This is a genomic window from Streptomyces sp. NPDC014907 (assembly GCF_055562975.1).
Map to the genome: position 1 here is coordinate 1 of NZ_JBVHEG010000004.1, position 22551 is coordinate 22551.

The window sequence follows — 22551 nt, forward strand, 5'->3', positions numbered from 1 at the left end:
CCGCGGGGGCCCGGGGGGGGGGGCCCCGGGGGGCCGGGGCCGGGGGGGCGGGGGCCCCCCCCCCCCCCCCCGCGCCCGGCCCCCCCGGGTCCACCACCCCCACGCCCGCCACTCCCACGCCCGCCGCCTCCGCACCGGCCGGGGACGACCCGTACGACGGGGTGAGGAAGGCCCTGGACGAGCTGCGCGGCTATCTGGAGGAACCGCCGCCCGTGGGGCGGGTGCGGGCCGTCCCCGGCACGGCGGGCGACGCGCGGGTGCTGCGCGCGGACGGCCCCGGCTGGTCGTTCGTGGCCGGGGTAGGCGACATGGCCTTCGTCCTCCTGGACGAGGTTCCGCGCAAGGTGATGCCGGTGGCGCGGGGACCGAGGCTCCCCGCGCTCCTCGAAGCCCTCGACGCCCTGGCCGTGCGCCCGTCCTGACGGCGGGGCCCGCAGGCCGGACCGCCTCGGCGGTCGGCTCCGGAAGTCCTCCGGGGGTGACGCGGGTCCCCGCCGTACGCAGGGCCCGAGCCGGTGGGGCGGGGGCCGTGGAGCAGAGCCCGGCGTTGCCGCGCGCCGTCTGCGCGGACCTTGAACGGGTCCGTCCGCGTGGCCTGCGTTACGAGACCTTTCGGCTCGACGGGGGCCGCGGCTTTCTGGCCCTGATCGAGCCCGAGGGTGATCCGAGAGCGATCCAAGGGCGATCCGGTGGGGACGACCGCTCGGGGGCGGGAGTCCGTGGCCCCGGCCCGGTCCTCCGGGGCGGGACCTCACGTCAGGGCGTGTCCGTACGCGGCGGACAGCCCGTCGAGCCGGGGATCGCCGAACTCCGCGCGCAGCGCGCCGAACGCCGCGACCTTCTCCCGGCCGAACCGGCTCACGGACACCGCGTAGGTGTCCGGGGCCAGGAACCTCGGCGGCGTGCTCTTGCTGTGGAACTTGTCCGCGTACATGACCAGCCGCTCCTCCGGGGTGACCGCCAGGTAGTCGGCGGGCGGCAGCGGAAGCCCCTGGACGAGGACGTCCTCCTCGGTGAGCCCGACCCCCGTGTGGTGCGAGCAGAACCGGCACACCGCCTCCGGCAGGCCTTCGGCCGCGAGGATCTCGTGTCCCAGGATTCCGTGCCGGATGTAGTTCCGACCGTCGAGGCGTCCTTCGGAGTCGTAGAGCCGGTACACCCCGATGTCGTGCAGCAGGCACCCCGCGCGCACGAGTGCGGGGTTCACCTGCCCGTCCTGGCGGGGCATCAGGCTCTCGGCGATCCGCCACACGATCTCGCAGTGCGTGAAGACGAGCCGGAACGCCTCCTCGTCGGGGGCGTACTTCCTGTGCAGCGCGCGTATCTCGTCGACCGAGGGAATGTCCATCCCCGCAGCGTAGTGAGTCGCGGGCCCTGGCCCGGGGCCGCAACCCCACAGGGCGGGTGCCCGGACCGGGGCGCACCCCACAGGGCGGGGGCCCGGGATGTGGTCCCCGCCCATGGTCCGGCGGGAGGCGCGCGTCGCAGGATGTGCCGCCGCACTCCTTTCCGCCGTCCCACCGGAGGCCCGCCATGCGCCTGTTCCCGGGCGTCTCCCTGTTCACCGCGCTCCTGACCGGAGTCACCGTCCTCGCCCCCGCGAGCCCCGCCGGGGCGGAGGCCGCCGCGCACTGCTCCCGTCGGGAACGGCTCCACGTGCCGGGCGCCGCGCACCAGCGGTCCGCCTGTCTGGACGACCTGACGACCGCGGGGCTCGCCGGCACGCCGTACACCGACATGGCGGACCAGGCCGGGCTCGCCGCCGGGGGGACCCGCAACCCCTCGGGGGTGCCGGGCGTCCAGATCGACGGCTACTTCCCCGACGACTCCCGGCTCAACACCACGCACGGCTGGGCCCACGACGCGCAGTTCGTCGTCCGTCTGCCCGACCGCTGGAACGGCGGCCTCGTCGTCACCGGCGCGCCCGGCACCCGCCGCCAGTACTCCACGGACGCCCTCATCTCCGACCAGGTGCTCGCGCGGGGCTTCGCCTACGCCGCCACCGACAAGGGCAACACCGGCCCGGACTTCTTCACCGACGGACGCGAGCCGGGTGACGCGGTGGCCGAGTGGAACCGGCGGGTGACCGAGCTGACGCTCGCCGCCAAGCAGGCCGTGCGGCAGCGGTACGGCCGGGCCCCGGAACGCACGTACATGACCGGCATCTCGAACGCCGGATACCTGACGCGCTGGCAGCTGGAGAACCGTCCCGGCCTGTACGACGGCGGGGTGGACTGGGAGGGCGTGCTGTGGACCGCGCACGGTCCCAACCCGCTGACGAGCCTGCCCGTCACCGTGGCCCGATCCCTGGGCCGGGCCACGGACGAGGACCTGATCGGGGCCGGTTTCGCACCGGACTCGCGCTTCCTCTGGCCGTACCACGAGCGGGTGTACTGGGGGCTGACGCAGAAGATCTTCCGGACCGAGTTCGACCCCTCGTACGATCCGGTCTGCCCCGGCTCCACCGCGGGCGGGACCGCGCGGGAGATCCTCGCGCCGTGCGCCTCGGACGCCTCGTACGACTACGCCTCCCGGCCCGCGTCCGTCCACCGCGCCGTCGCGAGGGTCGCGCTCACCGGGCGGATCGGCAAGCCCCTGATCACCCTCCACGGCGACCTGGACGCCCTGCTGCCCCTCGCGACGGACTCCGACGTCTACGCGCGGATGGTCGACGACCGGGGGCGGGGCCGGCTGCACCGCTTCTACACGGTGCAGGACGGGACGCACGCCGACGGCCTGTACGACGCGCACCCGGACCGGCTGCGGCCGATCCTGCCGTGCTACCGGTCGGCGTTCGACGCGCTGACGCGCTGGGTCGAGGAGGGCGCGGCCCCGCCGCCGGACCGTACGATCGCGCGGCCGGCGGACGGTGACGTGGTCAACTCCTGCGCCCTGGGGCGCTGACGGCGCCGGGCGTCAGACCCGGTCCAGCGGGCGGTGCGGTCCCTCCGGCAGTTCGGCCACGACCGGGTCGCCGGGCCGCACCGTCCCACCGGTCAGCACGACGCCCATGATCCCCGCCCTGCGCACGATCCCGCCGTTCTCGTCGCGGCCGACGAGCAGCTTGAGCAGGCCGTGCCGGAAGGCGTCGATCTGGGCACAGGGGTTCCGCAGGCCGGTGACCTCGACCACGGCCTCGGCGCCGAGGCGCAGGAGGGTGCCGGCGGGCAGGCCCAGGAGGTCGATCCCCCGGGTCGTGACGTTCTCGCCGAGGTCGCCGGGAGCGACCTCGAAACCGGCTTCGCCCACCTCGTCGAAGAGTTCGGCGTGGATGAGGTGGACCTGCCGCAGATTGGGCCGGGTGGGGTCCTGCGCGACGCGGGACCGGTGCTTCACCGTCACACCCGCGTGGACGTCGCCCTCCACGCCGAGTCCGGCGAGGAGGGTGATCTCCTCCCTGTTGGGCTTGCTGAACGCGTACGTGCCGTTGCTGCTGACCGCCGTGACGGTGCCGCTGCTCATGACGAGGACTCCCCTTCCCGGCGTCCCGGGAGCCGGCGGGCCGGCCCGGCGAGCCGGTGATCACATCGCGTGTGGACGGGCCCGACCCTACTCGGCGGCCCCGGAGCGCAGCGGCGCGCCCACCTCGCGCAGGTGGCCGAGCGCCTGGCGGTACGAGTCCACGAAGCCGGTCTCCGTGTACGGCACGCCCAGTGCGGCGCAGTGGGCCCGGACGGCGGGCCGGGCGAGCCGGAGGTTCGGCCGCGGCATGCTCGGGAAGAGGTGGTGCTCGATCTGGTGGTTGAGCCCGCCGAGGAACCAGTCAATCAGGGCGCCGCCCCGGATGTTGCGCGAGGTGAGCACCTGGCGGCGCAGATGGCCCCAGCTGTCGCCGTCCGCGTGTTCGTCCGGCCGCTCCATGCCCTTGTGGTTGGGGGCGAAGGCCATGCCGAGGTGGACGCCGAGGAGCATCTGGTGGAGCAGGGCGAAGACCAGGGCCTGGAGCGGGGTGAGGAGGGCCAGGAGGAGGGTCGCGTACCCGGCGAAGTGGGCGAGGAGCAGGGCGCCCTCGACGAGCCGTTCGCGCCGGGTCCGGCAGGGGCCGTCCCCCGCGAGGAGCGCCCTGACCCCGTACACCTTGAGCGCGATGCCCTCCAGGGTCGTCAGCGGGAAGAAGAGCGCGGCCTGGTGCCGGGTGAGGAAGCCGCGCGGCCCCGTGCGGCCCGCCGCCTGGTGCTCGGCGAAGACGAGGACGTCGGCCGCGACGTCCGGGTCCTTGTCGAGGTGGTTGGGGTTCGCGTGGTGGCGGTTGTGCTTGTCGTTCCACCACTCCCGGCTCATGCCGAGGAGGAGGTTGGCGTGGACGAGCTGGATGATCCGGCTCGTCCTGCGGTCGGCGGTGATCTGGGCGTGCCCGGCGTCGTGGCCGACGAAGGCGGCGCGGGCGGAGAACAGGGCGAGGGGGACGGCGAGCGGGAGCGCCCACCAGGAGGGGCCGACGAGGGCGAGTCCGGCGGCCACGGCGGCCAGGGCGAGGAGGTTGAGGACGATGCGGCGGGCGTACCAGCCGGGGCGGTGTGCGAGGAGGCCCTGCTCCCTGACCGTTCGCAGGAGCGGCGCGAACTCGCTGCCGCTCCGGGGGCGGACGGGCGCGGCGGGGGGCGCGGGGGCCGGCGGGAGGACGGTGGCCCGGGACATGGCGGCTCCGGTTTCTTCGGGGCGGTGTGCGGACGGGAGGCGGGCGGAGGGGCCGGTGTTCGGCCGCCGGGCGCCTGTCACGAACGTACGGACCCGCTCCCGTCCGGGGCCATGGCGTCACCACCCACCCTCCGCGGGGGGCGTGCCGGGGGGCCGGGGTGGGGCGGGCCCCCCTCCGGAGGGAAGACGGCGGATGTGGCGCGGAACACGGCGGACCGGTGCGCTCCGGCGGGAGACGTGGAGTATCCTCGGCCGTTCGAACCCCCAGTAGTCAAATTTGAGGAATGCGTTGTCGCTGCCGCACGGACCCGATGACCCGGCTCGCGGACCCGTCCGGGAACCCGCCCCCGCGACCCCATCCGGCATCACCCGCACGCTCCCCCGGTACTCCGCCGTCTTCCTTCCCGCCGACCCGCCCCGTGCCGGACGGGTCGCCTTCTGGTCGCCCGGCGGCGACCCGCTCCCCGACCCCGCGGGCACACCCGCGTCCGGCACGGGGATCACGGTCGTGGACGGCGACACCCTCCGGCCCGTGACCGTCCCCGCCCTGACCCTCCCCGTACGGGACGCCCTGCCGCTGCTCGCCCGCGCCCGGCACGCGGACGCGGCCTCCCCCGCCACCGCCTTCTGGGGCGCCGCCGCGCTGCTCGCCCTCGGCCTGGTGGCCCGCGGCCTGCTCCTGCCCGGCCTCACGCCCGGCGACCACGACGCGTGGCGAGCGGGGCCGCTCGGCCCCGGAGAGCTGGCGGAACTCCGCGCGCTCGCCGCGTCGATGCCGCCCACCGCCCACGCCGTCCCGCTCCCCGCCCCCTCCGGCCGCCCCGGCTCCCCGGCCCCTTCCGGGGGACCGCTGCTGCCCGAACCCGAGGCGCTGCTGCGGGCCTTCGCCGACGCCGTGGCGGACACGCTGCCCCGCTCCCCGGCGGCCCCGCTCGCGGCCGGCGGTCCCGCCTTCGCCGCCGGCGAGCCCCGGCGCGTCCCCGAGCAGCGGGCCTGGGCGGCCGGTGTGGCGGCCGTGTACGACGCGGGGGTCCGGCTGTCCCTCCGTCTCGAACTGCCCGGTTTCACCGCCGAATCGCGGGAGGCCCCCGGCTTCCGGGCGGTGCTCCGGCTGCACGCTGCCGCCGACCCCGCCCTGGTGGCGGACGCGGCCGAGGTGTGGTCGGGCTCCGGGCCGGCCGCGGCGGCGTTCGGCCCGCGCGCCCCCATGGACGCCCTGCTCGCCCTGCGGCGCGCCGCCCGCGCCTGGCCCCCGCTCTCCCCGCTCCTGTCGGCGGCCGTGCCCGACGCCGTCGAACTCGCCGACGAGGAGGTCGCGGAGCTCCTGGGCCCGGCGGCCGACGCCCTCGCGGCGCTGGGCGTCCGGATCCACTGGCCGCCCGAACTCACCGACCGGCTGACCGCCCGGGCGGAGATCGGACCGGCGGACGGGGACGCTCCGGGGGCGGGGGGCGCGGCGCGGGACCCCCACGCGCACGACCCGCACGCCCCGTACGGTCCCGAGGCCGCCGGCGGCTCCACGGGGTCCTCCTCCGGGCCCTCCCTCCTCGGCGCCGGCTCCCTGCTCGCCTTCAACTGGCGCTTCGCCGTCGGCGACCACGAACTGACCCGCGCCGAACTCGACCGGCTCGCCGAGGCGGGGCGCCCCCTGGTGCGGCTGCGCGACCGGTGGGTGCTGGTCGATCCGGCCGAGGTGCGCCGTGCCAGGACCCACCGGGACCGCGAGGTGACCGCCGTGGAGGCGCTCCCGGCCGTCCTCACCGGCACGACCGAGGTCGACGGACGGCCCGTCGAGGTGGCGGCGACGGGGTGGGTGGAGCGGCTGCGGGAGCGGCTCGCCGAGCCCGGGGGCGGCCGCCCCGGCGTGCCGCAGCCCGCCGCGCTCGCCGCGACCCTGCGCGACTACCAGCTGCGCGGACTCGACTGGCTGCACCGGATGACCTCGCTCGGCCTCGGCGGCTGCCTCGCCGACGACATGGGACTCGGCAAGACGATCACGGTCATCGCCCTGCACCTGCACCGGCAGACCGATCCGGCGACGGCGGGACCCACCCTCGTGGTCTGCCCGGCCTCGCTCCTGGGCAACTGGCAGCGGGAGGTGGAGAAGTTCGCGCCCGGCACGCCGGTGCGCCGCTTCCACGGCGCCGCCCGCGACCTGGAGGGGCTCGCCGGGGGCGGTTTCGTCCTGACCACGTACGGCACCATGCGGCTCGACGCCGAACGGCTCGCCGCGCGGGACTGGGGGCTCCTCGTCGCGGACGAGGCGCAGCACGTGAAGAACCCGTACGCGGCGACGGCGCGGCGGCTGCGGACCATCGGGGCACGCGCGCGCGTGGCGCTGTCCGGCACGCCCGTGGAGAACAACCTCTCCGAGCTGTGGGCGATCCTCGACTGGACCACCCCGGGGCTCCTGGGCGGCCTGGGCGCCTTCCGCCGCCGGTTCGCCGCCGCCGTCGAGGGGGGCGGGGACCCCGCCGCCGCCGAGCGGCTGGCCGCGCTCGTCCGGCCGTTCCTGCTGCGCCGCCGCAAGTCGGACCCCGGCATCGCGCCCGAACTGCCCCCGAAGACGGAGACCGACCGGTCCGTCCCGCTGACGCCCGAACAGGCCGGGCTGTACGAGGCGGTGGTGCGGGAGACGCTGGCGGCGATCGCCGAGGCCGACGGCATGGCGCGCCGGGGACTCGTCGTGAAGCTCCTGACCGGGCTCAAGCAGATCTGCAACCACCCCGCGCAGTACCTCAAGGAGAAGGAACCGAGGATCGCGGGCCGTTCGGGCAAGCTGGAGCTGCTCGACGAACTCCTCGACACCATCCTCGCGGAGGGCGCCCGCACCCTGGTCTTCACCCAGTACGTGGGGATGGCCCGGCTCCTGGAGACCCATCTCGCGGCGCGGGGCGTGGGGACGCGGTTCCTGCACGGCGGCACCCCGGTCGCGGAACGGGAGGCGATGGTCGCCCGCTTCCAGGACGGCGGGGTCCCGGTCTTCCTGCTGTCCCTGAAGGCCGCCGGCACGGGCCTCAACCTCACCCGCGCCGAACACGTCGTGCACTACGACCGCTGGTGGAACCCGGCGGTCGAGGCCCAGGCCACCGACCGCGCGTACCGGATCGGGCAGGACCGGCCGGTGCAGGTCCACCGGCTGATCGCCGAGGGCACGATCGAGGACCGGATCGCCGCGATGCTCGACCGGAAGCGGGAGCTGGCGGACTCCGTCCTCGGCACCGGCGGGGACGTGCCGCCGGAGCTGACCGAACTGACCGACGCCGAACTGGCGGAGCTGGTGCGACTGCGGGGGGACGGACGATGAGCGGGTACGGACGCGGGGGCGAGGAGCGGACGTTCGCGGCGCTGCCGCCGGCACGGGGCGGGGGTTTCACCCGGACCTGGTGGGGCCGGGCGTGGCTCAAGGCCCTGGAGGACACGGCGCTCGACGGCCAGCAGCTCAAGGCGGGGCGGCGCCACGCGCGCGCGGGGGCGGTGGGCGCCGTGTCGGTGCGGCCCGGCCGGATCACGGCGGTGGTCAAGGACCGCGACGGCACGGCGTGCCGGAGCGACGTACTGGTGCGGGAGTTCTCCGAGGAGGAGTGGGACCGCCTCCTCGGCCTCGCCGCGGACAGCGCGGGACACATCGCGGCGCTCCTCGACCGCGAGATGCCGCCGCACCTGGTGGAGGACGCGGCGGCGGCCGGGCTCGATCTGCTGCCGGGCATCGGGGACCTCGAACCGGAGTGCGACTGCGATCTCTGGGACCACTGCGCGCACACGGCGGCGCTCTGCTACCAGGTGGCGCGCCTGCTCGACGAGGACCCCTTCGTGCTGCTCCTGATGCGGGGGCGCGGCGAGCGGACCCTGCTGGACCAGTTGCAGGCGCGCAGCGCCTCGCGCGCCGCCGCCGTCCCGGCGTCCGGCGGGGACGGAGCGGGGGGCGGCGGCGCGTCCGGGGACGCCGGCGGGATGCCCGGCGTGCCGGCCGGGGAGGCGTACGGGTCGGCCTTCCTCCTGCCGCCGCTGCCGGCCCCTCCGGCCGTCCCGGCCGCGCCCGGCCGGCCGCCGTCCCTGGACACGGACACCGGACCGGGGCCCGGGGTGGACCCGGCGGCCCTCGAGTTCCTGGCGGCGGACGCGGCGGCACGCGCGCACCGGCTGCTGGCCGGGGCACTGGGGACGGAGGCGGACGGCCCGGCGGACGGGGACGCGCGGCTGACGGTCGCCCAGGACGCGGTGCGGCTCGCCGCGCGCTCCCCCGCTCCCCGGATCGCGGCGCGGCTCGCCTCCGGCTCGGGCCGGTCGCGGACGGACATGGACCTCGCCGTGCGCGCGTGGCGGTTCGGGGGCGCCGCCGCCCTCGCCGTACTGGAGGAGGAGTGGACCCCGGACGCCGCCGCGCTGGACCGCGCCGGGGAGCGGCTCGCGGCGGCCTGGGAGGACGACGAGCGGCCGGCCCTCCGCCGGACGGGCGGCGCCCGGTGGGCGGTCGTGGGCACGGAGGTCCAGCTCCGGCTCGGTGAGGACGGCCGCTGGTGGCCGTACGTCAGGTCCGGCGGACGCCGGTCCCCGGCGGGGCCGCCGGACCGGGACCCGGCGGCGGCCCTGGCGACGGCCCTCGCGGCGGACGCTACCTGAGGCGCCGGCCGATCCTGCCGTCGGCGGGGGCGGCCAGGCTGCAGGCCACGGCGTCCGCGCCGAGGAGGTGGCTCGTCCGGTACGGGTACTGGACGAAGGTCGTCCAGCGCGTGCCGAGCGGCTGCCGGGCGGCCTTGGCGCGCAAGGGCTCGCGGCACAGGACCGCGGCCGCCTCGCGCACCGCCCGGTCCGTGGCGTAGCGGCCGGTCAGGCGGGGCCGGGCGACGAGTTCGGCGGAGTGCGGCGTGTCGCAGGAACGCGGGACGGCGGTGCCGGGCGCGGCGCGGTCGATGTCGAAGCAGTCGCCCACGCGCAGTTCTTCGAAGGGGACGGGCCGGGCGGGGGGCGGGGTCTTCGCCGGCCCCCGGGAGGGGGACCGCCCGGTCGCGGGGGCGGTCTCCGGGGAAGCGGTGAGCCCGGCGCGGGGCGGTGCCGGTGGTGTGCTCGCCCGGGAAGCCCTCCCCGCCGGCGTCGTGGGGGCCGTCACGTCGTCCGGCGTGGCGCGGGGCGCCGGCGGGGCGGTGGTCCGGGCGCCCGCCGTGCCGGACGCGCGGGCGCCGGTCGCGGGAGGGGGAACGGCCGGGCCGGGGCCCCCGGCGACGGCGGGGGACGGCGGAGCGGCGGGACCGCCGGCCGGGGCCCCGCCGTTCTCCGGGCCGCCTCCGGCGATCAGGAGGGCGGTCGTCACCAGGGCCGCCGTGAGCAGCGGGACGAGCGGTGTGCCGAACCGGCGGGCGCGCCGTGCCGCCGGTTCCGGCCGTGGCGCGCCGGACCGGGACGGCCCCGGGAATCCGGTTCCGGCCGCGAGGGGTGCGGCCGGGCGGCGGGGGGAGGGGCTCGCGCCGGAGCCGCTCGACGGGCCGGGGGGTCCGGGCGCGTCCGGCCGGTGGTCCGGCGGCGGGGCGGGGAGGGGCGGGTGGGGCACGTGGTCCAGGGTCGCCGGTCGGCGGCCGCGGGGCCAGTGTTCCGTGCCGGCCGGACGCGGTTCGTACGGAATCGTGACCGTTCCCGGGAGTACGCGCGGCTCTCCGCGCCGCCCCGCGGCAGTCCCACGGGCCGGGCGGCCGTTCCGCCGTCCCGGCCGCCCGGGCGGGGAGCACGGCGACGGTGACGTCCGGGCACCACGCTGCGTGAGGGCCCGGGGGCCGGTTCCGGACAGGGGGCGGGCCGGGCCGCCCGGGGCTCCGCCGGCCGCCCGACGGCGCGGCACCGGGAGCCGGACGGCAGGTCCGGACGGTCATCTCCGGCGGGCATATGCCATTACCACCCGCCCGAATGCCGGATTCCCTTCCGTCCGAAAGTAAACCTCCTTGCGTTTCTGGCAGTTAGTGATCGATTCAAGTACTCTTCGATCGCGCCGCGGGGCGTTGGGGGCACCCGGGCTCAGCGCCTGGAGGGTGCCAGTGTTCAAGGCCGCAGTACTCGACCTGCCGTTCCCGTCCCGGGCCCATCCGGACCGGGAACCCGCGGCACGGCGCCACCGGGCGTGGCTGGACCGTCACGAAGGGCTCGCCGGGGCCCTGGCCCCGCAGGCGTACGACAAGTGGGACGTACCCCGGCTCGCCGCGCTCACCAGCCCCGACTGCTCCGCCGACGACCTCGTCCTCGCCTCGGACCTGCTCGGCTTCTACTTCCTCTTCGACGACGGTTTCGACACCACCCTCGGCCGGTCTCCGGCACAGGTGGCGGAGATCTGCGCCCGGCTGACGGCCCTTCTGCACGGGGACGGCCCCGCGCCCGCCGTCCGCACCCCCGTCGAGCGCGCCTTCGCCGACCTCTGGGAACGCAGCGCGGAGGGCATGTCCGCCCGGTGGCGGGCCAGGAGCGCCTACAACTGGGAGTGGTACTTCGCCTGCCACCCCGCCGAGGCCGCCGGCCGCGTGTCCGGCCGCTTCCCCGACCGGGAGGGGTATCTGGCGCTCCGCCGGGGCACGGCCGCCATGGAGACCCTCTTCGACATGGTCGAACGGCTCAACCGGTTCGAGCTGCCGCAGGAGGTGCTGCACCACCCGACCCTCCGCAGGATGCGCCAACTGGCGGCCGACATACCGTCGTTCACCAATGACGTGCACTCCTACGCCCAGGAACTCGCGCGGGGGGACGTCGCCAACCTGGTGATGATCGTCCGCGAGGAGCGCGGCGGCGTCGTCGAGGAGGCCGCCGCCGAGGTGATGCGCGAGGCCCAGGCGATGGTCGACCGCTTCGTGGAGCTGTCCGACGAGGTACCCGGGATCTGCGACCTCCTCGGCCTGGACCCGGCCGGGCGCGAGGCCACCCGCCGGTACGTCGACGGCCTCGCCTCCTGGATCGCGGGCTACCACCGGTGGGAGATCGACACCGGCCGCTACGGCGGCTGAGGAAACGTCACGGCTCCGCGCCCGGTTCCTTCCCGGTCCGGTGCCGGGCACCGGGCCGGGAAGGAACCGGAGGCGCCGCCCACCCGGCCGCCGCCGGAGGGCGCGTACGGCGGGTCAGACGTCGCGCCACTTGGCCTGGCCGAAGGAGAAGACCCCGAAGAGCACCAGTCCGAGCGCCACGACGACCAGGAGCCACGGACCCGCCGGGGTCTGCGCGAACGAACGAATCGTGTCGTCCATGCCCTTGGCCTCGTTGGGGTCGAACGCGACCGCCGCCTTCAGGCCGAAGAAACCCGCCGCGGCGAAGACGAGCCCACGCCCGACACCGCCCGCGATGCCCGTCACGTCCATGAAGCGCCGTTCCTTCACCGACATCCGGTCCCACTTCAGGCGCTTGCGGTACTTCCGCGTCACGGCCCGGCCGGCGATCCACAGCCCCGCGGCCAGGAAGCCCGCGGCCACCGCGCCGACCCACCACTGACCGCCCGGCAGGGCCAGCAGACGGCCGGTGACGTCGTGGCTCTGCCGGTCGGTCGAGCCCGCTCCGCTGCCCCGGTTCCCCGTCGCGAAGGACAGGACGAAGAAGGACGAGACGGCGTAGAAGACGAACCGGGCCCCGGACCCGGCCCGCTTGCCCGCCTTGTCGCCCTTCGGTCCGGCGGAGCCGAAGAGGGCCTCCGTCAGACGCCACAGCGCCATCCCGACGAGCCCGATGCCCAGGGCCCAGAGGATCACCGCCCCGAAGGGCGTCGCGGCGACCTGCCCGAGGGCACCGCCCTTGTCGGCCTGCTCGTTCGTGCCCGTCAGGCCGATGCGTACGGCCAGGACACCGACGAGCAGGTACAGCACTCCCCGGGCGACGAAGCCCGCGCGGGCGCCCGCCCGCACCACGTCCCCACGGGCCGTTCTCCTCGCCGCGGCCGCGGTCGTCCCCCCTGCGCTCATGTCCATGCACCCCTCTCGGATCGGAATCTCCGGATGCCCCGTCCTCCCCGTTCGAATCCCGGCGGGCCTTCGTACGGCGGCCGGCGCGGCGGTCGGCCGGTCGTTTGCGGTCGCCCGGCGTCCGGCGGAGACTGGGCCGACGCGCCGACGGCATGGAGAGGGAGCTGGAGCGATGGGCGAGTACGCCGACCTTCCCGGGGTCAGGACCTGGTACGAGACGGAGGGGAGCGGCGAGCCGCTGCTCCTGCTGCACGGAGGCTTCTGCACCAACGAGACGTGGGGTCCCCAGCGGGCGGGCCTCTCCGGCGCGTACCGCCTCTTCCTGCCCGAGCGGCGCGCGCACGGACACACGCCGGACGTGGCGGGTCCGCTGACGTACCGGGACATGGCGGACGACACGGTGGCGTTCCTGGAACGGGTGGTCGGGGGCCCGGCGCATCTGGTCGGCTGGAGCGACGGCGGCGTCGTCGCCCTGCTCGTCGCCGCGGCCCGTCCCGACCTGGTCCGCAAGGTCGTGGTGATCGGGGCGAACTTCCGCCCCGCCCCGGAGTGCTTCGCGGAGCCGGCGATGCTCGACGCGATGACGCCCGACGGCCCGGAACTGGAGTTCTTCCGGAAGATGTACGAGGCCGTCTCGCCGGACGGCGCGGACCACTGGCCGGTGGTGGCGACCAGGATGATCGACATGTGGCGGACCCAGCCGACGCTCCCCGCCGGGGACCTGGCGCGCGTCCGGGCGTCCACCCTGGTCATGACCGGCGACGACGACATGGTGACCCTCGAGCACACCGCCGCCCTCTACCGCGCGATCCCGGAGTCCCAGCTCGCCGTGGTGCCCGGCGCGTCCCACCTGGTGCCGCTGGAACAGCCGGACCGGGTCAACCGGATGATCCTCGACCACCTGACGCGGGACGCCGTCGAGACGATGCTGCCGATCCGGCGCGCGGCGGCCGGGACGCCGGGCGGCTCCGCCGGCTGACGGCGGCTCCCGGCCCGCGCGTCCCCGCCGGCACCGCCGCGCCCGGCGGGGACGCGCGCGGCGGGCTAGGCTCGGCACCATGGCGGGTGACGGCGAGTACGAACGCGACCAGAACTACATCACGACGCGGATCACGGCCGACGGCCGGGACGGCTACCCGGTGGAGCCCGGACGCTACCGGCTGATCATCGCCCGGGCCTGCCCGTGGGCGAACCGGGCCGCGATCGTGCGGCGGCTCATGGGCCTGGAGGACGTGCTGTCGATGGGCATCGCCGGGCCCGTGCACGACGAGCGCAGCTGGTCCTTCGACCTGGACCCGGGCGGCAGGGACCCCGTCCTCGGCATCGAACGGCTCCAGGAGGCCTTCTTCCGCCGCGATCCCGGCTACTCGCGCGGCATCACCGTGCCCGCGATCGTCGACGTCCCCACCGGGGCGGTGGTGACCAACGACTTCGCGCGCATCACGCTGGACCTGGGCGGCGAGTGGACGGCGTACCAGCGGGACGGCGCCCCGGACCTCTATCCGGAGAAGTGGCGCGACGAGATCGACGACGTGGCCGAGAAGGTGTTCCGGGACGTCAACAACGGCGTCTACCAGTGCGGCTTCGCGCACAGCCAGGAGGCGTACGACACGGCGTACCGCAGGCTCTGGAAGCGGCTGGACCAGCTGGAGGAACGGCTCCGGGGCCGGCGCTACCTGGTCGGTGACACCCTGACCGAGGCGGACGTCCGCCTCTTCACGACCCTCGTGCGCTTCGACGCCGTCTACCACGGCCACTTCAAGTGCAACCGCCAGAAGCTGACCGAACTCCCGGCCCTGTGGGGGTACGCGCGGGACCTGTTCCAGACGCCCGGCTTCGGCGACACGATCGACTTCGGCCAGATCAAGGCGCACTACTACCGCGTCCACCGCGACATCAACCCGACCGGGATCGTCCCCCTGGGCCCGGACACCCGGAACTGGCTCTCGCCGCACGGGCGGGAGGAGCTCGGCGGGCGGCCGTTCGGCGACGGCACGCCGCCCGGACCCCCGCCCCCGTCCGAGCGGGTCCCGCCGCCCGGCTGAGGCCGGACGCGCGACGGCCCCCGCCCGGGGAGGGCGGGGGCCGCGCGGGACGCTCAGGTCACCGGTTCGGGGCCGGGCCCCGGCGGGGGCAGCGGGCCCGGCTCCGGGGACGGTACGGGGGCCGGCGGGTCCGGCTCGGGACGGGGCGGCGCCGGCGGAACGGGGTCCGGCCCGCCCGGTCCGGGGACCGGCCCCGGGAGCGGTCCGGGCGCCGGGCCGGGTCCCGGCGCGGGCGTGGGGCTCGGCGGGACGGGGTCGTTCGGGGGCGTGCTCATGAACCCTCCTGACGGTTCGCCGTGGTCGCGCTGTCGGTCCGTCGCCTACCCGCGCCCGGGGCGGTCACTCGTCTCCCCGGTCCGCCCGCGCGCCGCGTTCCGGTCGCTCGGGTGCCATTCGAGGAGCAGGATGGTGGCGTCGTCGCGGAACTTGTGCTCCTGGTGCTGCCGCAGGCCCTGGACCAGGCGCCGGAGGGCCTCGGGGGCGGGCGCGCCCGCCGCGGTGGCGCGGATGACGGTGTCGGCCAGCCGTTCCTCGCCGTAGAGGTCGCCCCCGGGCGAGCGGGCCTCGGTGACCCCGTCGCTGTAGAGGAGGACCCGGTCGCCGGGCTGGAGGCGCTCGGTGTGTTCGGTGGGCGGCGATCCGGCGAGGAACCCCCATCCGAGCGGCAGGTCGGGCTCGCGCGCCAGCATCTGCGGGAGCACCCTTCCGCCGCGGATCAGCAGGGGCGGCGGGTGTCCGCAGTTGATCCAGGTCAGCCGGCCGTCGGAGGTGTCCAGGTGGGCGACGACGGCGGTCATCAGCCGGTCGGTGAACCACTGGTCGAGGATGCGGTCGATCGAGGTGACGATGTCGGTCAGCGAACCGCCGGAGCGGCGGGTCGCGCGGCAGGCGGCGAGCCCGGCCGCGCCGGCGCCGCCCGAGGCCAGGTCGTGGCCCATGGAGTCGATGACGGTCAGGTGCAGGCCACGCTCGTCCAGGGTGTGGTCGAAGGTGTCGCCCCCGATGTCGTACGCGGGTTCCAGGACCGCCGAGGAGGTCACGTCCGCCGTGCCGATGGTCCGCGGCGGCAGGAAGGCCCAGAGCAGTTCGGCCTGCACCGTCATCGCCCGCGCGCGTTCCGCCTCGACCAGCAGGTCGCTGTGGGAGGACTTCGACACCACGAGCAGGGCGGCCACGCCGGCGAGCGCCTCGCCGCGCCCGAGCAGGACGTCGTCGAGGTCGGGCGCGGTCACCATCAGGACGCCGAGGCGCTCGACCGCGTCGATCATCGGGAGCCAGGCGGTGCGGCCGTCCCGCGACCGCTGTGTCCGCTCCGTGCGGTAGGCCAGGCCGGCGAGGGACGCGTCGACGTCGAGCGCGGGCTGTCCGGCGCCGTCGGACTGGGGCAGGGCGATCAGCCGGATCTGCTGGAGGTCCGTGACGTACATGGCCGTTCCCCGGAACCCCAGGCGCCGGCCCGCCTCCTGGACGAGGTCCGCGAGTTCCCGCCCGGCCCGCAGGCGGGAACGGGTCAGCAGGTCGGTCAGGACATCCTCGTACGTCGACACACGGCCTCCGCGGCTCTCCTCCGGCGCTCGGCGGCGTGGAGCGGCCGTCCTCCCGGACGCCCCCGGGATGGCCCCCAGGCTACGCAGACCCTCAGGTGATCGCACCCTTCGCCGGGCGCGGGCGTCACGGGCGTGTCGCCCGCGCCGGTCCCCGCCCGGCCCCACCGGGCCGGAACGAGGAACGGCGCGCACCCTGGTAAGCAGGACTCGGGGCGGATGGGATGCCGGCCTGCGGGAAAGAGGTCGCCATGACTGAGGACGTGAGACCCGACCGGGAACAGCGGACGCGGAGGAACGAGACGCCCGAGGAGCGTGCCGACCGGCGCTGGACCGAACTCATCCAGGAGATCAGGGTCGCCCAGACCGGCGTGCAGATCCTCCTGGGCTTCCTGCTCACCGTGGTGTTCACACCGCATTTCCAGGACCTGGAGCAGACCGACAAGACCATCTACATCATCACCGTCGTCCTCGGCTCGCTGGCCACCGGCGCCCTCATAGGCCCCGTGGCCTTCCACCGCATCGTGTCGGGACGGCGCATCAAACCGCAGGCGGTCGTCTGGGCGTCCCGGCTCACGTTCCTCGGCCTCGTCCTGCTCCTCGCGACCCTGACCTTCGCGCTCTTCCTGATCCTGCGCGTGGCCACGCACGACGGTTACGTCCCCTGGCTGGTGTCCGGGGTCCTCGCCTGGTACCTGGTCTGCTGGTTCGGCCTGCCCCTGTGGGCGCGGTTCCGCTACACGAAGGGGGACAACGACCCGGCCGAATGACCCCGGGTGGGCCCAGTTCGTGAGGAAACGTTCCTTCGCCGGACGCGCGCCGGGTGGTCGACCGACCGCCCGGCGCTTCCCCCGTCCGGACCGGAGGAGGACCGCGATCGGGTGGTTGTGCGGACCGCCGTGTCATGGGGCCGGGGGCCCGGGTCAGGGATACGCGCATGAGTACTTCTCCGCGACATCGACTGCGCGGCACGGCCGTCGCCGGCCTCGCCGCTTCCTGCGCACTCCTCCTCGCCGCCTGCGGGTCCGGGCAGGAGGAGACCACGACCACCTCCGGCCGCGTCGCGCCGACCCGGACCGGAACCGCCGGCGCGAGCACTCCGGCGTCCGCCTCCCCCTCCGCGACCGCGTCGCCGCGGCTCACCGACGACCAGGCGGAGCGTCAGCGGATCGTACCGGCCACGAAGATCACCTGGGACAGGGCGACGCAGACCGCCGTGGCCGCCGTCACCCGGGGGAAGCTGGTCGAGAACGAACTCGACTGGGCGCCGCCGAATGCCGGCGCGTCCCCGAGCGCGAGCACGTCGCCCGGGGCGAGCGCGTCCCCGAGCACGAGCACGTCGCCCGGGGCGAGCCCCTCGCGGAGCGCCGGCGCGCGGACTCCGGCGTGGCACGCCAGTGTCGCCGCGGAGGACGGCACCCTCCACGACATCTGGGTCGACGGCGTCAACGGCAAGATCATCAGCGACAAGCGGGACGCGGACCAGGACGCCGAGGACAAGCGCGAGCTGGTCGCCCTGCTGAAGAAGACCACGGTCACGCCGCAGCAGGCCGTCCAGACGGCCATGAAGGACGCGAAGAACAAGAAGGGCACGGTCACGGCCGTGGAGCTGGACGACAAGGCCTGGTCGGTGGACGTCGTCGACACCAAGACCTGGTACAAGACCACGTACGAGGTCTCCCTGACCGAGCAGAAGGTCCTCCGTCAGGAAGTCGACCGCGACTGACCGTCCGTCGCTCCTCCCGCCCCCTCCGCCCGTTCCGGCCCGCCCGGCCGGAGCGGGCGTTCCGTCCGCCGAGGCTCCGGAGGTCCCGCGAGGGTCCCCGCGGGCGCGGCGACGCCACCCCGGCTCCGCCGGGCGCCGTGGACGACCACGGACCGGAACGGAGGGGAACCGGGGTGCGCGGCCCCGGCCGTGAACGATTTCCGCACAGGCGTTCGCCCCTGCAGACTGCGGGCATGGAATTCTTCTGTCACCACCGTGACCGCGCCGGCTCCGAAGGACTGCGCTTCGAACTGCTGGAACGGCACTGGTCCTACATGGACGCGTACGCGGCGGAGATGATCGCCCGGGGGCCGACCCTCACCGGCGACCGCGAGACGCCCACGGGCAGCGTGCACATCGTGGACCTGCCCGACGCGGCCGCCGCCCGCGCGTTCGCCTTCGAGGAACCCGGTTACCAGGCCGGCGTCTACCGGGACGTCATGGTGCGCCGGTGGCGCAACCTGCTGGGGCGGACCATGTGGGACTTCCCCGGGGGCCGCGACGGCGACGACCGGTACCTGGTGCTCGGCCTCGGAGCGGGGGAGGCGGTCGACCTCGCCGTACCGCGCGGCGGGGACGAACTGATCGCGTACGGGCCGCTGCTGTCCGACGACGGCGCCGCGTGGCTGGGCACGGCGGCGCTGCTGCGGGCGCCGGACCCGGAGGCCGCGGGCGCCGTGCTCACCCGGGACCGCTACGCCGGCGTCGAGGTGCACGCCTGGCAGTTCGGCGGCCGTCCGTCCTGACCTCCCGCCCCGGCGGAAGGCGCCGCGCGGCGGGCGGTCGCCCCCGGGAGCGCCGGGTGACCCCGGGCCGTTCCGGTCCGCGCACACGCCTGACCCCTTCCCGTGGGGAGGCGGGAAGGGGGGCGCGGACCCGCCGGTTCGGGGGGACGGACGGGCCCGTGGGGCGGTCCCTCCGGAGGTGGGCGCGGGGACCGCGTGCCGACCACCCTGCCACCGGCGCCCGGGTGTGCGCCAGGGGTCTGCACGGAAGAGCCTCGGGCATATGCCCTCGCGGACGGCGGGGACGGTCCCGCGACGGCGCGGGATTCCTCCCCGGCCCTCAGTCCTCCCTCGGCAGCAGCGGTCCGAGGGGGCCGAGGTCCAGGTTGAGGTCCTGGAGCGTGTAGCCGTGTTCGGCGCAGAGGTCGGCCAGGGCGTCGTGCAGGGCCATGAGGGTCGCGCCCAGCTCCTCCTCCTGGTCGTCGGTGAGATCGCCGGCGTCGACGCGCCGCAGCGCCTGCCGTTCGATGAGCTGGCGCAGGAGTTCCACGACCGTGAGGACCAGTTTGAGCAGGTCCTCCTCCACGGTCTCGCGGTCGGCCCGGATTCTGCGCGCGGGACGCGCGGCCCCGTCGGCCGGGGCGGGCGGCGCCCGCAGGAGGCGGAAGGCGCTCCCCAGGGCGTCCCCGACCTCGCGCGGCGGGGCGGACTCCCGCGCGGGGCGGGCGTCCCGCTCCCCGGGGGCCGGGGCCTCCTCGCTCACGTCCGCTCCCGTCCGAAGGGCTTCAGCGGGTCCGATCCGGAGTCGACGGACACGATCAGGGCGCGGAGCGAGACGCGGACGAGGTCGATGTCCGCGATCGACAGCACGATGTCGCCGGAGAGGACCACTCCCCCGCTGAGCAGTCTGTCCAGCAGGTCGACCAGGGCGACCTGGCGGGCGGGCAGGGTTTCGGTGGGCCGGGCGACGGTCATGACGTCCTCCCGTCCGGGCCCGGAGCCGGCGGTTCGGGGGCCCGGGACGCTCCGGACGGTCCGGGGAGCCCGGAGAGCGCGGACGGCCCGGAGGGTTCGAACGGCCCGGACGACGCGGAGAGTTCGGACGGCTCGGACGGCTCGGACGGTGTGGCGAAGGAGTAGGGGGCCCACGGCCCGGTCACCTCGACGCGTACGCCGTCGAGGTCCCGCGCCACCGCCGCGAGCGCGGTGCGGAACCCTTCGGCCCGGTCGTGCGGAACGAGGTAGGCGTCGTTGAGGACGTTCTCCTCCGGGCCCGCCAGGGCACCCCGCTGCGCGGGATGGCGGACCCGGTGCGTACTGAACCGGGAGGCCAGCTCCTCGATCCGTCCGGCCGCCTCCCGGGCGTGCCGGTAGCGGTCCTCCCGGGCGTCGTGCTGGGCCAGGCGGCGGCGCAGGTAGGCCCTGCCGGGGCCGGACGGGTCCGCCCCTCCGGCGGCGACGGTCCCGTCGCCGCCGTCCGGGGGGCCGGCGGGGGCGACGTACAGCTTGACGCCGAATTCGCTCCGGTCGCGGAGCAGGGCGATCCGCCGGGCGAGGACGCTGTGCTGGGATCCGAGGGCCCGGCGGGCCCTTTCGTCGTTCTGGTAGACGGTCGCCAGGCGCAGCGGGAGGACGGTGCCGTGACGGCCGACGGCCTGGACGACCTCGTGGTGGGCGCGGGCGACGCCCTCCAGCCATTCCAGGTCCTCGAAGCGGTCCTTCAGGGTCCGCTCGTCGAACTCGTGGGGCGCGACCCGGCTGACGACGAACGCGACGGCGTCCGGGTCGCCGGGACCGGTCACGGCCCCGGTGTCCGGGCCGCGTTCGCCGAGCAGGAACACGGGGGCGCCCGAGACGCCCCGGACGTCCCGGAGGGACGCGCTCAGCTCCCGGGTGGCGGGAGCGGCGGCGTAGACGTAGGTGAGGTCCTCGTGGCCGTTCATTTCCCGCGCCTTCCGGGCGCTCCGCGACCGGGGGCCGTCCCGTCGTCCGGCGCCGTCTCCTCCGCGTCCCGCGCGCTCCGGGGCTCCCCGGTGCCGAGGGCGTCACGGCGCAGCGCCTCCAGTTCCGCGCGGAGACGGCGGTTCTCCTCCGCGAGCGGACCGCCGGTGTGCTTCGAGGAGAGGGAGGGGTCGTGCTCCCACCAGTCGATGCCCATCTCCTTCGCCTTGTCGACGGAGGCGACCAGGATGCGCAGCTTGATCGTCAGCAGTTCGATGTCGAGCAGGTTGATGCGGATGTCCCCGGCGATGACGATGCCCTTGTCGAGCACCCGCTCCAGGATGTCCGCGAGGCTGGCGGACGAACCCGGTCCGTAGGGCACGGGCGCCGCCCGGGAGGGGGCGGACCCGAATCGGTCGGGCATGGAGTCAGACACGGCGGCCGCCTCGCTTCCCTGTCGCGTTCCCGGTCACGGCGTGCCCCGCCGGCGGATGTCGATCTCCTCCAGCCGGTCGAGCAGTTCGTCCTCGCGCCGGTCGAAGGCGTCCTGGCCGATCTCGCCCCGTACGAGCCGGTCCTCCAGTTCCCGGAGTTCCCGCCGTACGGGGGCCGGGTCGTAGTACTCCGCCTCCGCCTCCTCGACGACCTTCCGGGCGACCCAGACGGCGCCGCGCACCGGGGCGACGGGGAGGGTCAGCAGCTGTGTCAGCAGTCCCATCCTCTTCCTCCTCCTTCCGGGGCCCGGGGGCCGGGGGGCGGGGCGGGTCCGTCACCGGACGAAGCTGTACGGCGGCAGGGGGCCGCTCAGCCGGAAATCCACCCCGTCCCCGAGCCACCGGGCGAGATCCGACCGGGCCGCGAGGAACTCCTCCCTCCGGTCGTCGGGCACCAGGAGCGAGAGGTTGAGGAAGTCGTCGCCGGACGGCGGCCGGAGGCTGTGCTCCCGGGCGTACGGGAGGAGCGCGTCGACCAGCCCGGCCGCGAGCGCGTCCTGCCGCTCCCGCACCCGCGCGGCGACGAGCTGCCCGAGGGCCGGCGGGAGCTGGGGGTCCGGGTCACCGGCGCGAATCCGCTCGTTGAGTTCCCGGGCCTCGGGGATGTCCCGCAGGATCTCCCGCAGCAGCCCCTCCTCGCTCCGGGTCGCTCTGACGTGGTACTCGGCACAGCCCTCCAGCCGCTCCAGAGCGGCGAGGTAGCCGTCGGCGTTCTCGCGGAGCACCCGCTCGACCGTCGCGTCGTCGGGGGCGGTGTAGCCGAACTGCAGGGGCAGGACGGGGCCGTCCTCCATGAGGCGTTCCTGTACCCGCTGGTGGATCAGCAGGTCGCGCCGTTTGGGCCGGATCTCCTCGGAGACGTCGCTGACCACGGCGCACAGCGGTCCGGCCGTGAGGACGCGCACGGGGGACGGATCGGCACCGACGCCGGAGAGGTCCGTGACGGGAAGGGGGCGGTCCTTCGCCGTGACGGCGTAGACGTAGAGGGCCATCTCGGTCACTCCTTCTCACGGCGTGCCGGACGCCGGGCGGGGGGCCGCCGGCGCCGGGGAGCGGGCTCCTCCTCGTACGGCTCCTCCGCGGTTTCCTCGTCGGTTTCCCCGTCGCGACGGGACTTCCCGGTCAGGGACTCGGTCACCGCGTCGACCGCTCCGCCGAGGGCGCCCCTGGACTTGCCGCGGGCTCCGCCCTCCATCATGTCCCCGACGACCTCGGGGAGCTGGGCGGGAGCCTTGCGGCCGGATTCGAGGTCGAGTCTGTTGCAGGCTTCGGCGAAGCGCAGGTATGTGTCCACGCTGGCCACCACGACCCGGGCGTCGATCTTGAGGATCTCGATCCCCACCAGCGAGACGCGGACGAAGACGTCGATCACGAGGCCCCGGTCCAGTATGAGTTCCAGGACGTCGTAGAGACTGCCCGTGGAGCCCGTGCTCCCGGCGGTGCTGCCGCCCTGCGGCACCATGGTCATGGTGCC

General features: G+C 75.5%; 23 protein-coding genes. 10 read left to right on the forward strand and 13 right to left on the reverse strand.

Features of this window, described 5'->3' with window-relative positions:
• The first annotated feature begins 161 nt into the window (after positions 1-161).
• Positions 162-422 carry a hypothetical protein gene (locus tag ACZ3IL_RS12250; protein WP_467389322.1) on the forward strand — a complete coding sequence of 87 codons (261 nt, stop codon included), beginning with the start codon at positions 162-164 and terminating at the stop codon, positions 420-422.
• Positions 423-751: 329 nt separating this feature from the next.
• On the opposite strand, the gene ACZ3IL_RS12255 is transcribed toward ACZ3IL_RS12250, so the two are convergent.
• Positions 752-1348 carry an HD domain-containing protein gene (locus ACZ3IL_RS12255; protein WP_467389324.1) on the reverse strand — a complete coding sequence of 199 codons (597 nt, stop codon included), beginning with the start codon at positions 1346-1348 and terminating at the stop codon, positions 752-754.
• Between the two features lie 185 nt (positions 1349-1533).
• Here ACZ3IL_RS12255 and ACZ3IL_RS12260 point away from each other — a divergent pair, with 185 nt between their 5' ends.
• Positions 1534-2904: a tannase/feruloyl esterase family alpha/beta hydrolase gene (locus tag ACZ3IL_RS12260; RefSeq protein ID WP_467389326.1), complete on the forward strand. Its 1371-nt coding sequence runs from the start codon at positions 1534-1536 to the stop codon at positions 2902-2904.
• Between the two features lie 12 nt (positions 2905-2916).
• Here ACZ3IL_RS12260 and ACZ3IL_RS12265 read toward each other — a convergent pair whose 3' ends face one another.
• Positions 2917-3462 carry an MOSC domain-containing protein gene (locus tag ACZ3IL_RS12265; RefSeq protein WP_467389328.1) on the reverse strand — a complete coding sequence of 182 codons (546 nt, stop codon included), beginning with the start codon at positions 3460-3462 and terminating at the stop codon, positions 2917-2919.
• Positions 3463-3549: 87 nt separating this feature from the next.
• A complete protein-coding gene (locus tag ACZ3IL_RS12270) occupies positions 3550-4638 on the reverse strand; it encodes an acyl-CoA desaturase (protein ID WP_467389330.1) in 1089 nt (362 codons plus the stop codon).
• Positions 4639-4927: 289 nt separating this feature from the next.
• Here ACZ3IL_RS12270 and ACZ3IL_RS12275 point away from each other — a divergent pair, with 289 nt between their 5' ends.
• Both ACZ3IL_RS12275 and ACZ3IL_RS12280 read left to right on the forward strand, forming a co-directional pair.
• On the forward strand, positions 4928-7945 hold the full coding sequence (locus tag ACZ3IL_RS12275) for an SNF2-related protein (RefSeq protein ID WP_467389332.1): 3018 nt from the start codon (positions 4928-4930) through the stop codon (positions 7943-7945).
• Positions 7942-9261, forward strand: a complete 1320-nt coding sequence (locus ACZ3IL_RS12280) for an SWIM zinc finger family protein (RefSeq protein WP_467389334.1) — start codon at positions 7942-7944, stop codon at positions 9259-9261. Before ACZ3IL_RS12275 ends, ACZ3IL_RS12280 begins: the two co-directional genes overlap by 4 nt.
• Here the strand turns inward: ACZ3IL_RS12280 and ACZ3IL_RS12285 are convergent.
• On the reverse strand, positions 9254-9949 hold the full coding sequence (locus tag ACZ3IL_RS12285) for a hypothetical protein (RefSeq protein WP_467389336.1): 696 nt from the start codon (positions 9947-9949) through the stop codon (positions 9254-9256). The two genes, ACZ3IL_RS12280 and ACZ3IL_RS12285, sit on opposite strands and share 8 nt — an antisense overlap.
• A 715-nt stretch (positions 9950-10664) precedes the next feature.
• Between ACZ3IL_RS12285 and ACZ3IL_RS12290 the strand changes: the two genes are divergently transcribed.
• Entirely contained in the window at positions 10665-11618 is a 954-nt protein-coding gene (locus tag ACZ3IL_RS12290; protein WP_467389337.1) for a terpene synthase family protein, read from the forward strand.
• 114 nt (positions 11619-11732) lie between these two features.
• Here the strand turns inward: ACZ3IL_RS12290 and ACZ3IL_RS12295 are convergent, their stop codons facing one another.
• Positions 11733-12563 (reverse strand): DUF1206 domain-containing protein, encoded by an 831-nt coding sequence (locus ACZ3IL_RS12295; RefSeq protein WP_467389339.1) that lies wholly within the window; start codon positions 12561-12563, stop codon positions 11733-11735.
• 172 nt (positions 12564-12735) lie between these two features.
• Here ACZ3IL_RS12295 and ACZ3IL_RS12300 point away from each other — a divergent pair, with 172 nt between their 5' ends.
• The gene (locus ACZ3IL_RS12300; RefSeq protein ID WP_467389341.1) at positions 12736-13542 is read left to right on the forward strand and encodes an alpha/beta fold hydrolase; all 807 of its coding nucleotides are present in this window, start codon (positions 12736-12738) and stop codon (positions 13540-13542) included.
• 79 nt (positions 13543-13621) lie between these two features.
• Entirely contained in the window at positions 13622-14608 is a 987-nt protein-coding gene (locus ACZ3IL_RS12305) for a glutathione S-transferase family protein (protein ID WP_467389343.1), read from the forward strand.
• Between the two features lie 320 nt (positions 14609-14928).
• Here ACZ3IL_RS12305 and ACZ3IL_RS12310 read toward each other — a convergent pair whose 3' ends face one another.
• Positions 14929-16155, reverse strand: coding sequence for a PP2C family protein-serine/threonine phosphatase (locus tag ACZ3IL_RS12310; protein WP_467389345.1), 1227 nt, complete (start codon positions 16153-16155; stop codon positions 14929-14931).
• A gap of 248 nt (positions 16156-16403) precedes the next feature.
• On the opposite strand from ACZ3IL_RS12310, the gene ACZ3IL_RS12315 reads away from it, so the two are divergent.
• From ACZ3IL_RS12315 to ACZ3IL_RS12325, 3 genes are all read left to right on the forward strand, one after another.
• Positions 16404-16922, forward strand: a complete 519-nt coding sequence (locus ACZ3IL_RS12315; RefSeq protein WP_467389347.1) for a DUF6328 family protein — start codon at positions 16404-16406, stop codon at positions 16920-16922.
• A gap of 167 nt (positions 16923-17089) precedes the next feature.
• Positions 17090-17878, forward strand: a complete 789-nt coding sequence (locus tag ACZ3IL_RS12320) for a PepSY domain-containing protein (protein WP_467389349.1) — start codon at positions 17090-17092, stop codon at positions 17876-17878.
• A 233-nt stretch (positions 17879-18111) separates the two neighbouring features.
• A complete protein-coding gene (locus ACZ3IL_RS12325; protein WP_467389351.1) occupies positions 18112-18663 on the forward strand; it encodes a YciI family protein in 552 nt (183 codons plus the stop codon).
• 319 nt (positions 18664-18982) lie between these two features.
• Here ACZ3IL_RS12325 and ACZ3IL_RS12330 read toward each other — a convergent pair whose 3' ends face one another.
• From ACZ3IL_RS12330 to ACZ3IL_RS12360, 7 genes are read right to left on the reverse strand one after another with little or no spacing between them, the layout of a single operon-like run.
• Complete coding sequence (locus tag ACZ3IL_RS12330; RefSeq protein ID WP_467389353.1) at positions 18983-19405, reverse strand: gas vesicle protein K; 423 nt, start codon at positions 19403-19405, stop codon at positions 18983-18985.
• Entirely contained in the window at positions 19402-19617 is a 216-nt protein-coding gene (locus tag ACZ3IL_RS12335) for a gas vesicle protein (RefSeq protein WP_467389355.1), read from the reverse strand. Before ACZ3IL_RS12335 ends, ACZ3IL_RS12330 begins: the two co-directional genes overlap by 4 nt.
• Positions 19614-20585 carry a GvpL/GvpF family gas vesicle protein gene (locus ACZ3IL_RS12340; RefSeq protein WP_467389357.1) on the reverse strand — a complete coding sequence of 324 codons (972 nt, stop codon included), beginning with the start codon at positions 20583-20585 and terminating at the stop codon, positions 19614-19616. Before ACZ3IL_RS12340 ends, ACZ3IL_RS12335 begins: the two co-directional genes overlap by 4 nt.
• Positions 20582-21007, reverse strand: a complete 426-nt coding sequence (locus tag ACZ3IL_RS12345; protein ID WP_467389359.1) for a gas vesicle protein — start codon at positions 21005-21007, stop codon at positions 20582-20584. Before ACZ3IL_RS12345 ends, ACZ3IL_RS12340 begins: the two co-directional genes overlap by 4 nt.
• 45 nt (positions 21008-21052) lie before the next feature.
• Positions 21053-21301: a gas vesicle protein GvpG gene (locus tag ACZ3IL_RS12350; protein WP_467389361.1), complete on the reverse strand. Its 249-nt coding sequence runs from the start codon at positions 21299-21301 to the stop codon at positions 21053-21055.
• Positions 21302-21352: 51 nt separating this feature from the next.
• Positions 21353-22069, reverse strand: a complete 717-nt coding sequence (locus ACZ3IL_RS12355; protein ID WP_467389363.1) for a GvpL/GvpF family gas vesicle protein — start codon at positions 22067-22069, stop codon at positions 21353-21355.
• A 5-nt stretch (positions 22070-22074) separates the two neighbouring features.
• Positions 22075-22545 carry a gas vesicle structural protein GvpA gene (locus ACZ3IL_RS12360; RefSeq protein WP_467389365.1) on the reverse strand — a complete coding sequence of 157 codons (471 nt, stop codon included), beginning with the start codon at positions 22543-22545 and terminating at the stop codon, positions 22075-22077.
• Positions 22546-22551 lie beyond the last annotated feature (6 nt).

Bases quoted from the DNA above. Each gene is read 5' to 3' on its own strand.
- ACZ3IL_RS12335 (WP_467389355.1), bottom strand. From the start codon at position 19,617: ATGACCGTCGCCCGGCCCACCGAAACCCTGCCCGCCCGCCAGGTCGCC.
- ACZ3IL_RS12295 (WP_467389339.1), bottom strand. From the start codon at position 12,563: ATGAGCGCAGGGGGGACGACCGCGGCCGCGGCGAGGAGAACGGCCCGT.
- ACZ3IL_RS12345 (WP_467389359.1), bottom strand. From the start codon at position 21,007: ATGCCCGACCGATTCGGGTCCGCCCCCTCCCGGGCGGCGCCCGTGCCC.
- ACZ3IL_RS12260 (WP_467389326.1), top strand. From the start codon at position 1,534: ATGCGCCTGTTCCCGGGCGTCTCCCTGTTCACCGCGCTCCTGACCGGA.
- ACZ3IL_RS12255 (WP_467389324.1), bottom strand. From the start codon at position 1,348: ATGGACATTCCCTCGGTCGACGAGATACGCGCGCTGCACAGGAAGTAC.
- ACZ3IL_RS12340 (WP_467389357.1), bottom strand. From the start codon at position 20,585: ATGAACGGCCACGAGGACCTCACCTACGTCTACGCCGCCGCTCCCGCC.
- ACZ3IL_RS12315 (WP_467389347.1), top strand. From the start codon at position 16,404: ATGACTGAGGACGTGAGACCCGACCGGGAACAGCGGACGCGGAGGAAC.
- ACZ3IL_RS12350 (WP_467389361.1), bottom strand. From the start codon at position 21,301: ATGGGACTGCTGACACAGCTGCTGACCCTCCCCGTCGCCCCGGTGCGC.
- ACZ3IL_RS12360 (WP_467389365.1), bottom strand. From the start codon at position 22,545: ATGACCATGGTGCCGCAGGGCGGCAGCACCGCCGGGAGCACGGGCTCC.
- ACZ3IL_RS12270 (WP_467389330.1), bottom strand. From the start codon at position 4,638: ATGTCCCGGGCCACCGTCCTCCCGCCGGCCCCCGCGCCCCCCGCCGCG.
- ACZ3IL_RS12320 (WP_467389349.1), top strand. From the start codon at position 17,090: ATGAGTACTTCTCCGCGACATCGACTGCGCGGCACGGCCGTCGCCGGC.
- ACZ3IL_RS12280 (WP_467389334.1), top strand. From the start codon at position 7,942: ATGAGCGGGTACGGACGCGGGGGCGAGGAGCGGACGTTCGCGGCGCTG.
- ACZ3IL_RS12300 (WP_467389341.1), top strand. From the start codon at position 12,736: ATGGGCGAGTACGCCGACCTTCCCGGGGTCAGGACCTGGTACGAGACG.
- ACZ3IL_RS12265 (WP_467389328.1), bottom strand. From the start codon at position 3,462: ATGAGCAGCGGCACCGTCACGGCGGTCAGCAGCAACGGCACGTACGCG.
- ACZ3IL_RS12305 (WP_467389343.1), top strand. From the start codon at position 13,622: ATGGCGGGTGACGGCGAGTACGAACGCGACCAGAACTACATCACGACG.
- ACZ3IL_RS12355 (WP_467389363.1), bottom strand. From the start codon at position 22,069: ATGGCCCTCTACGTCTACGCCGTCACGGCGAAGGACCGCCCCCTTCCC.
- ACZ3IL_RS12325 (WP_467389351.1), top strand. From the start codon at position 18,112: ATGGAATTCTTCTGTCACCACCGTGACCGCGCCGGCTCCGAAGGACTG.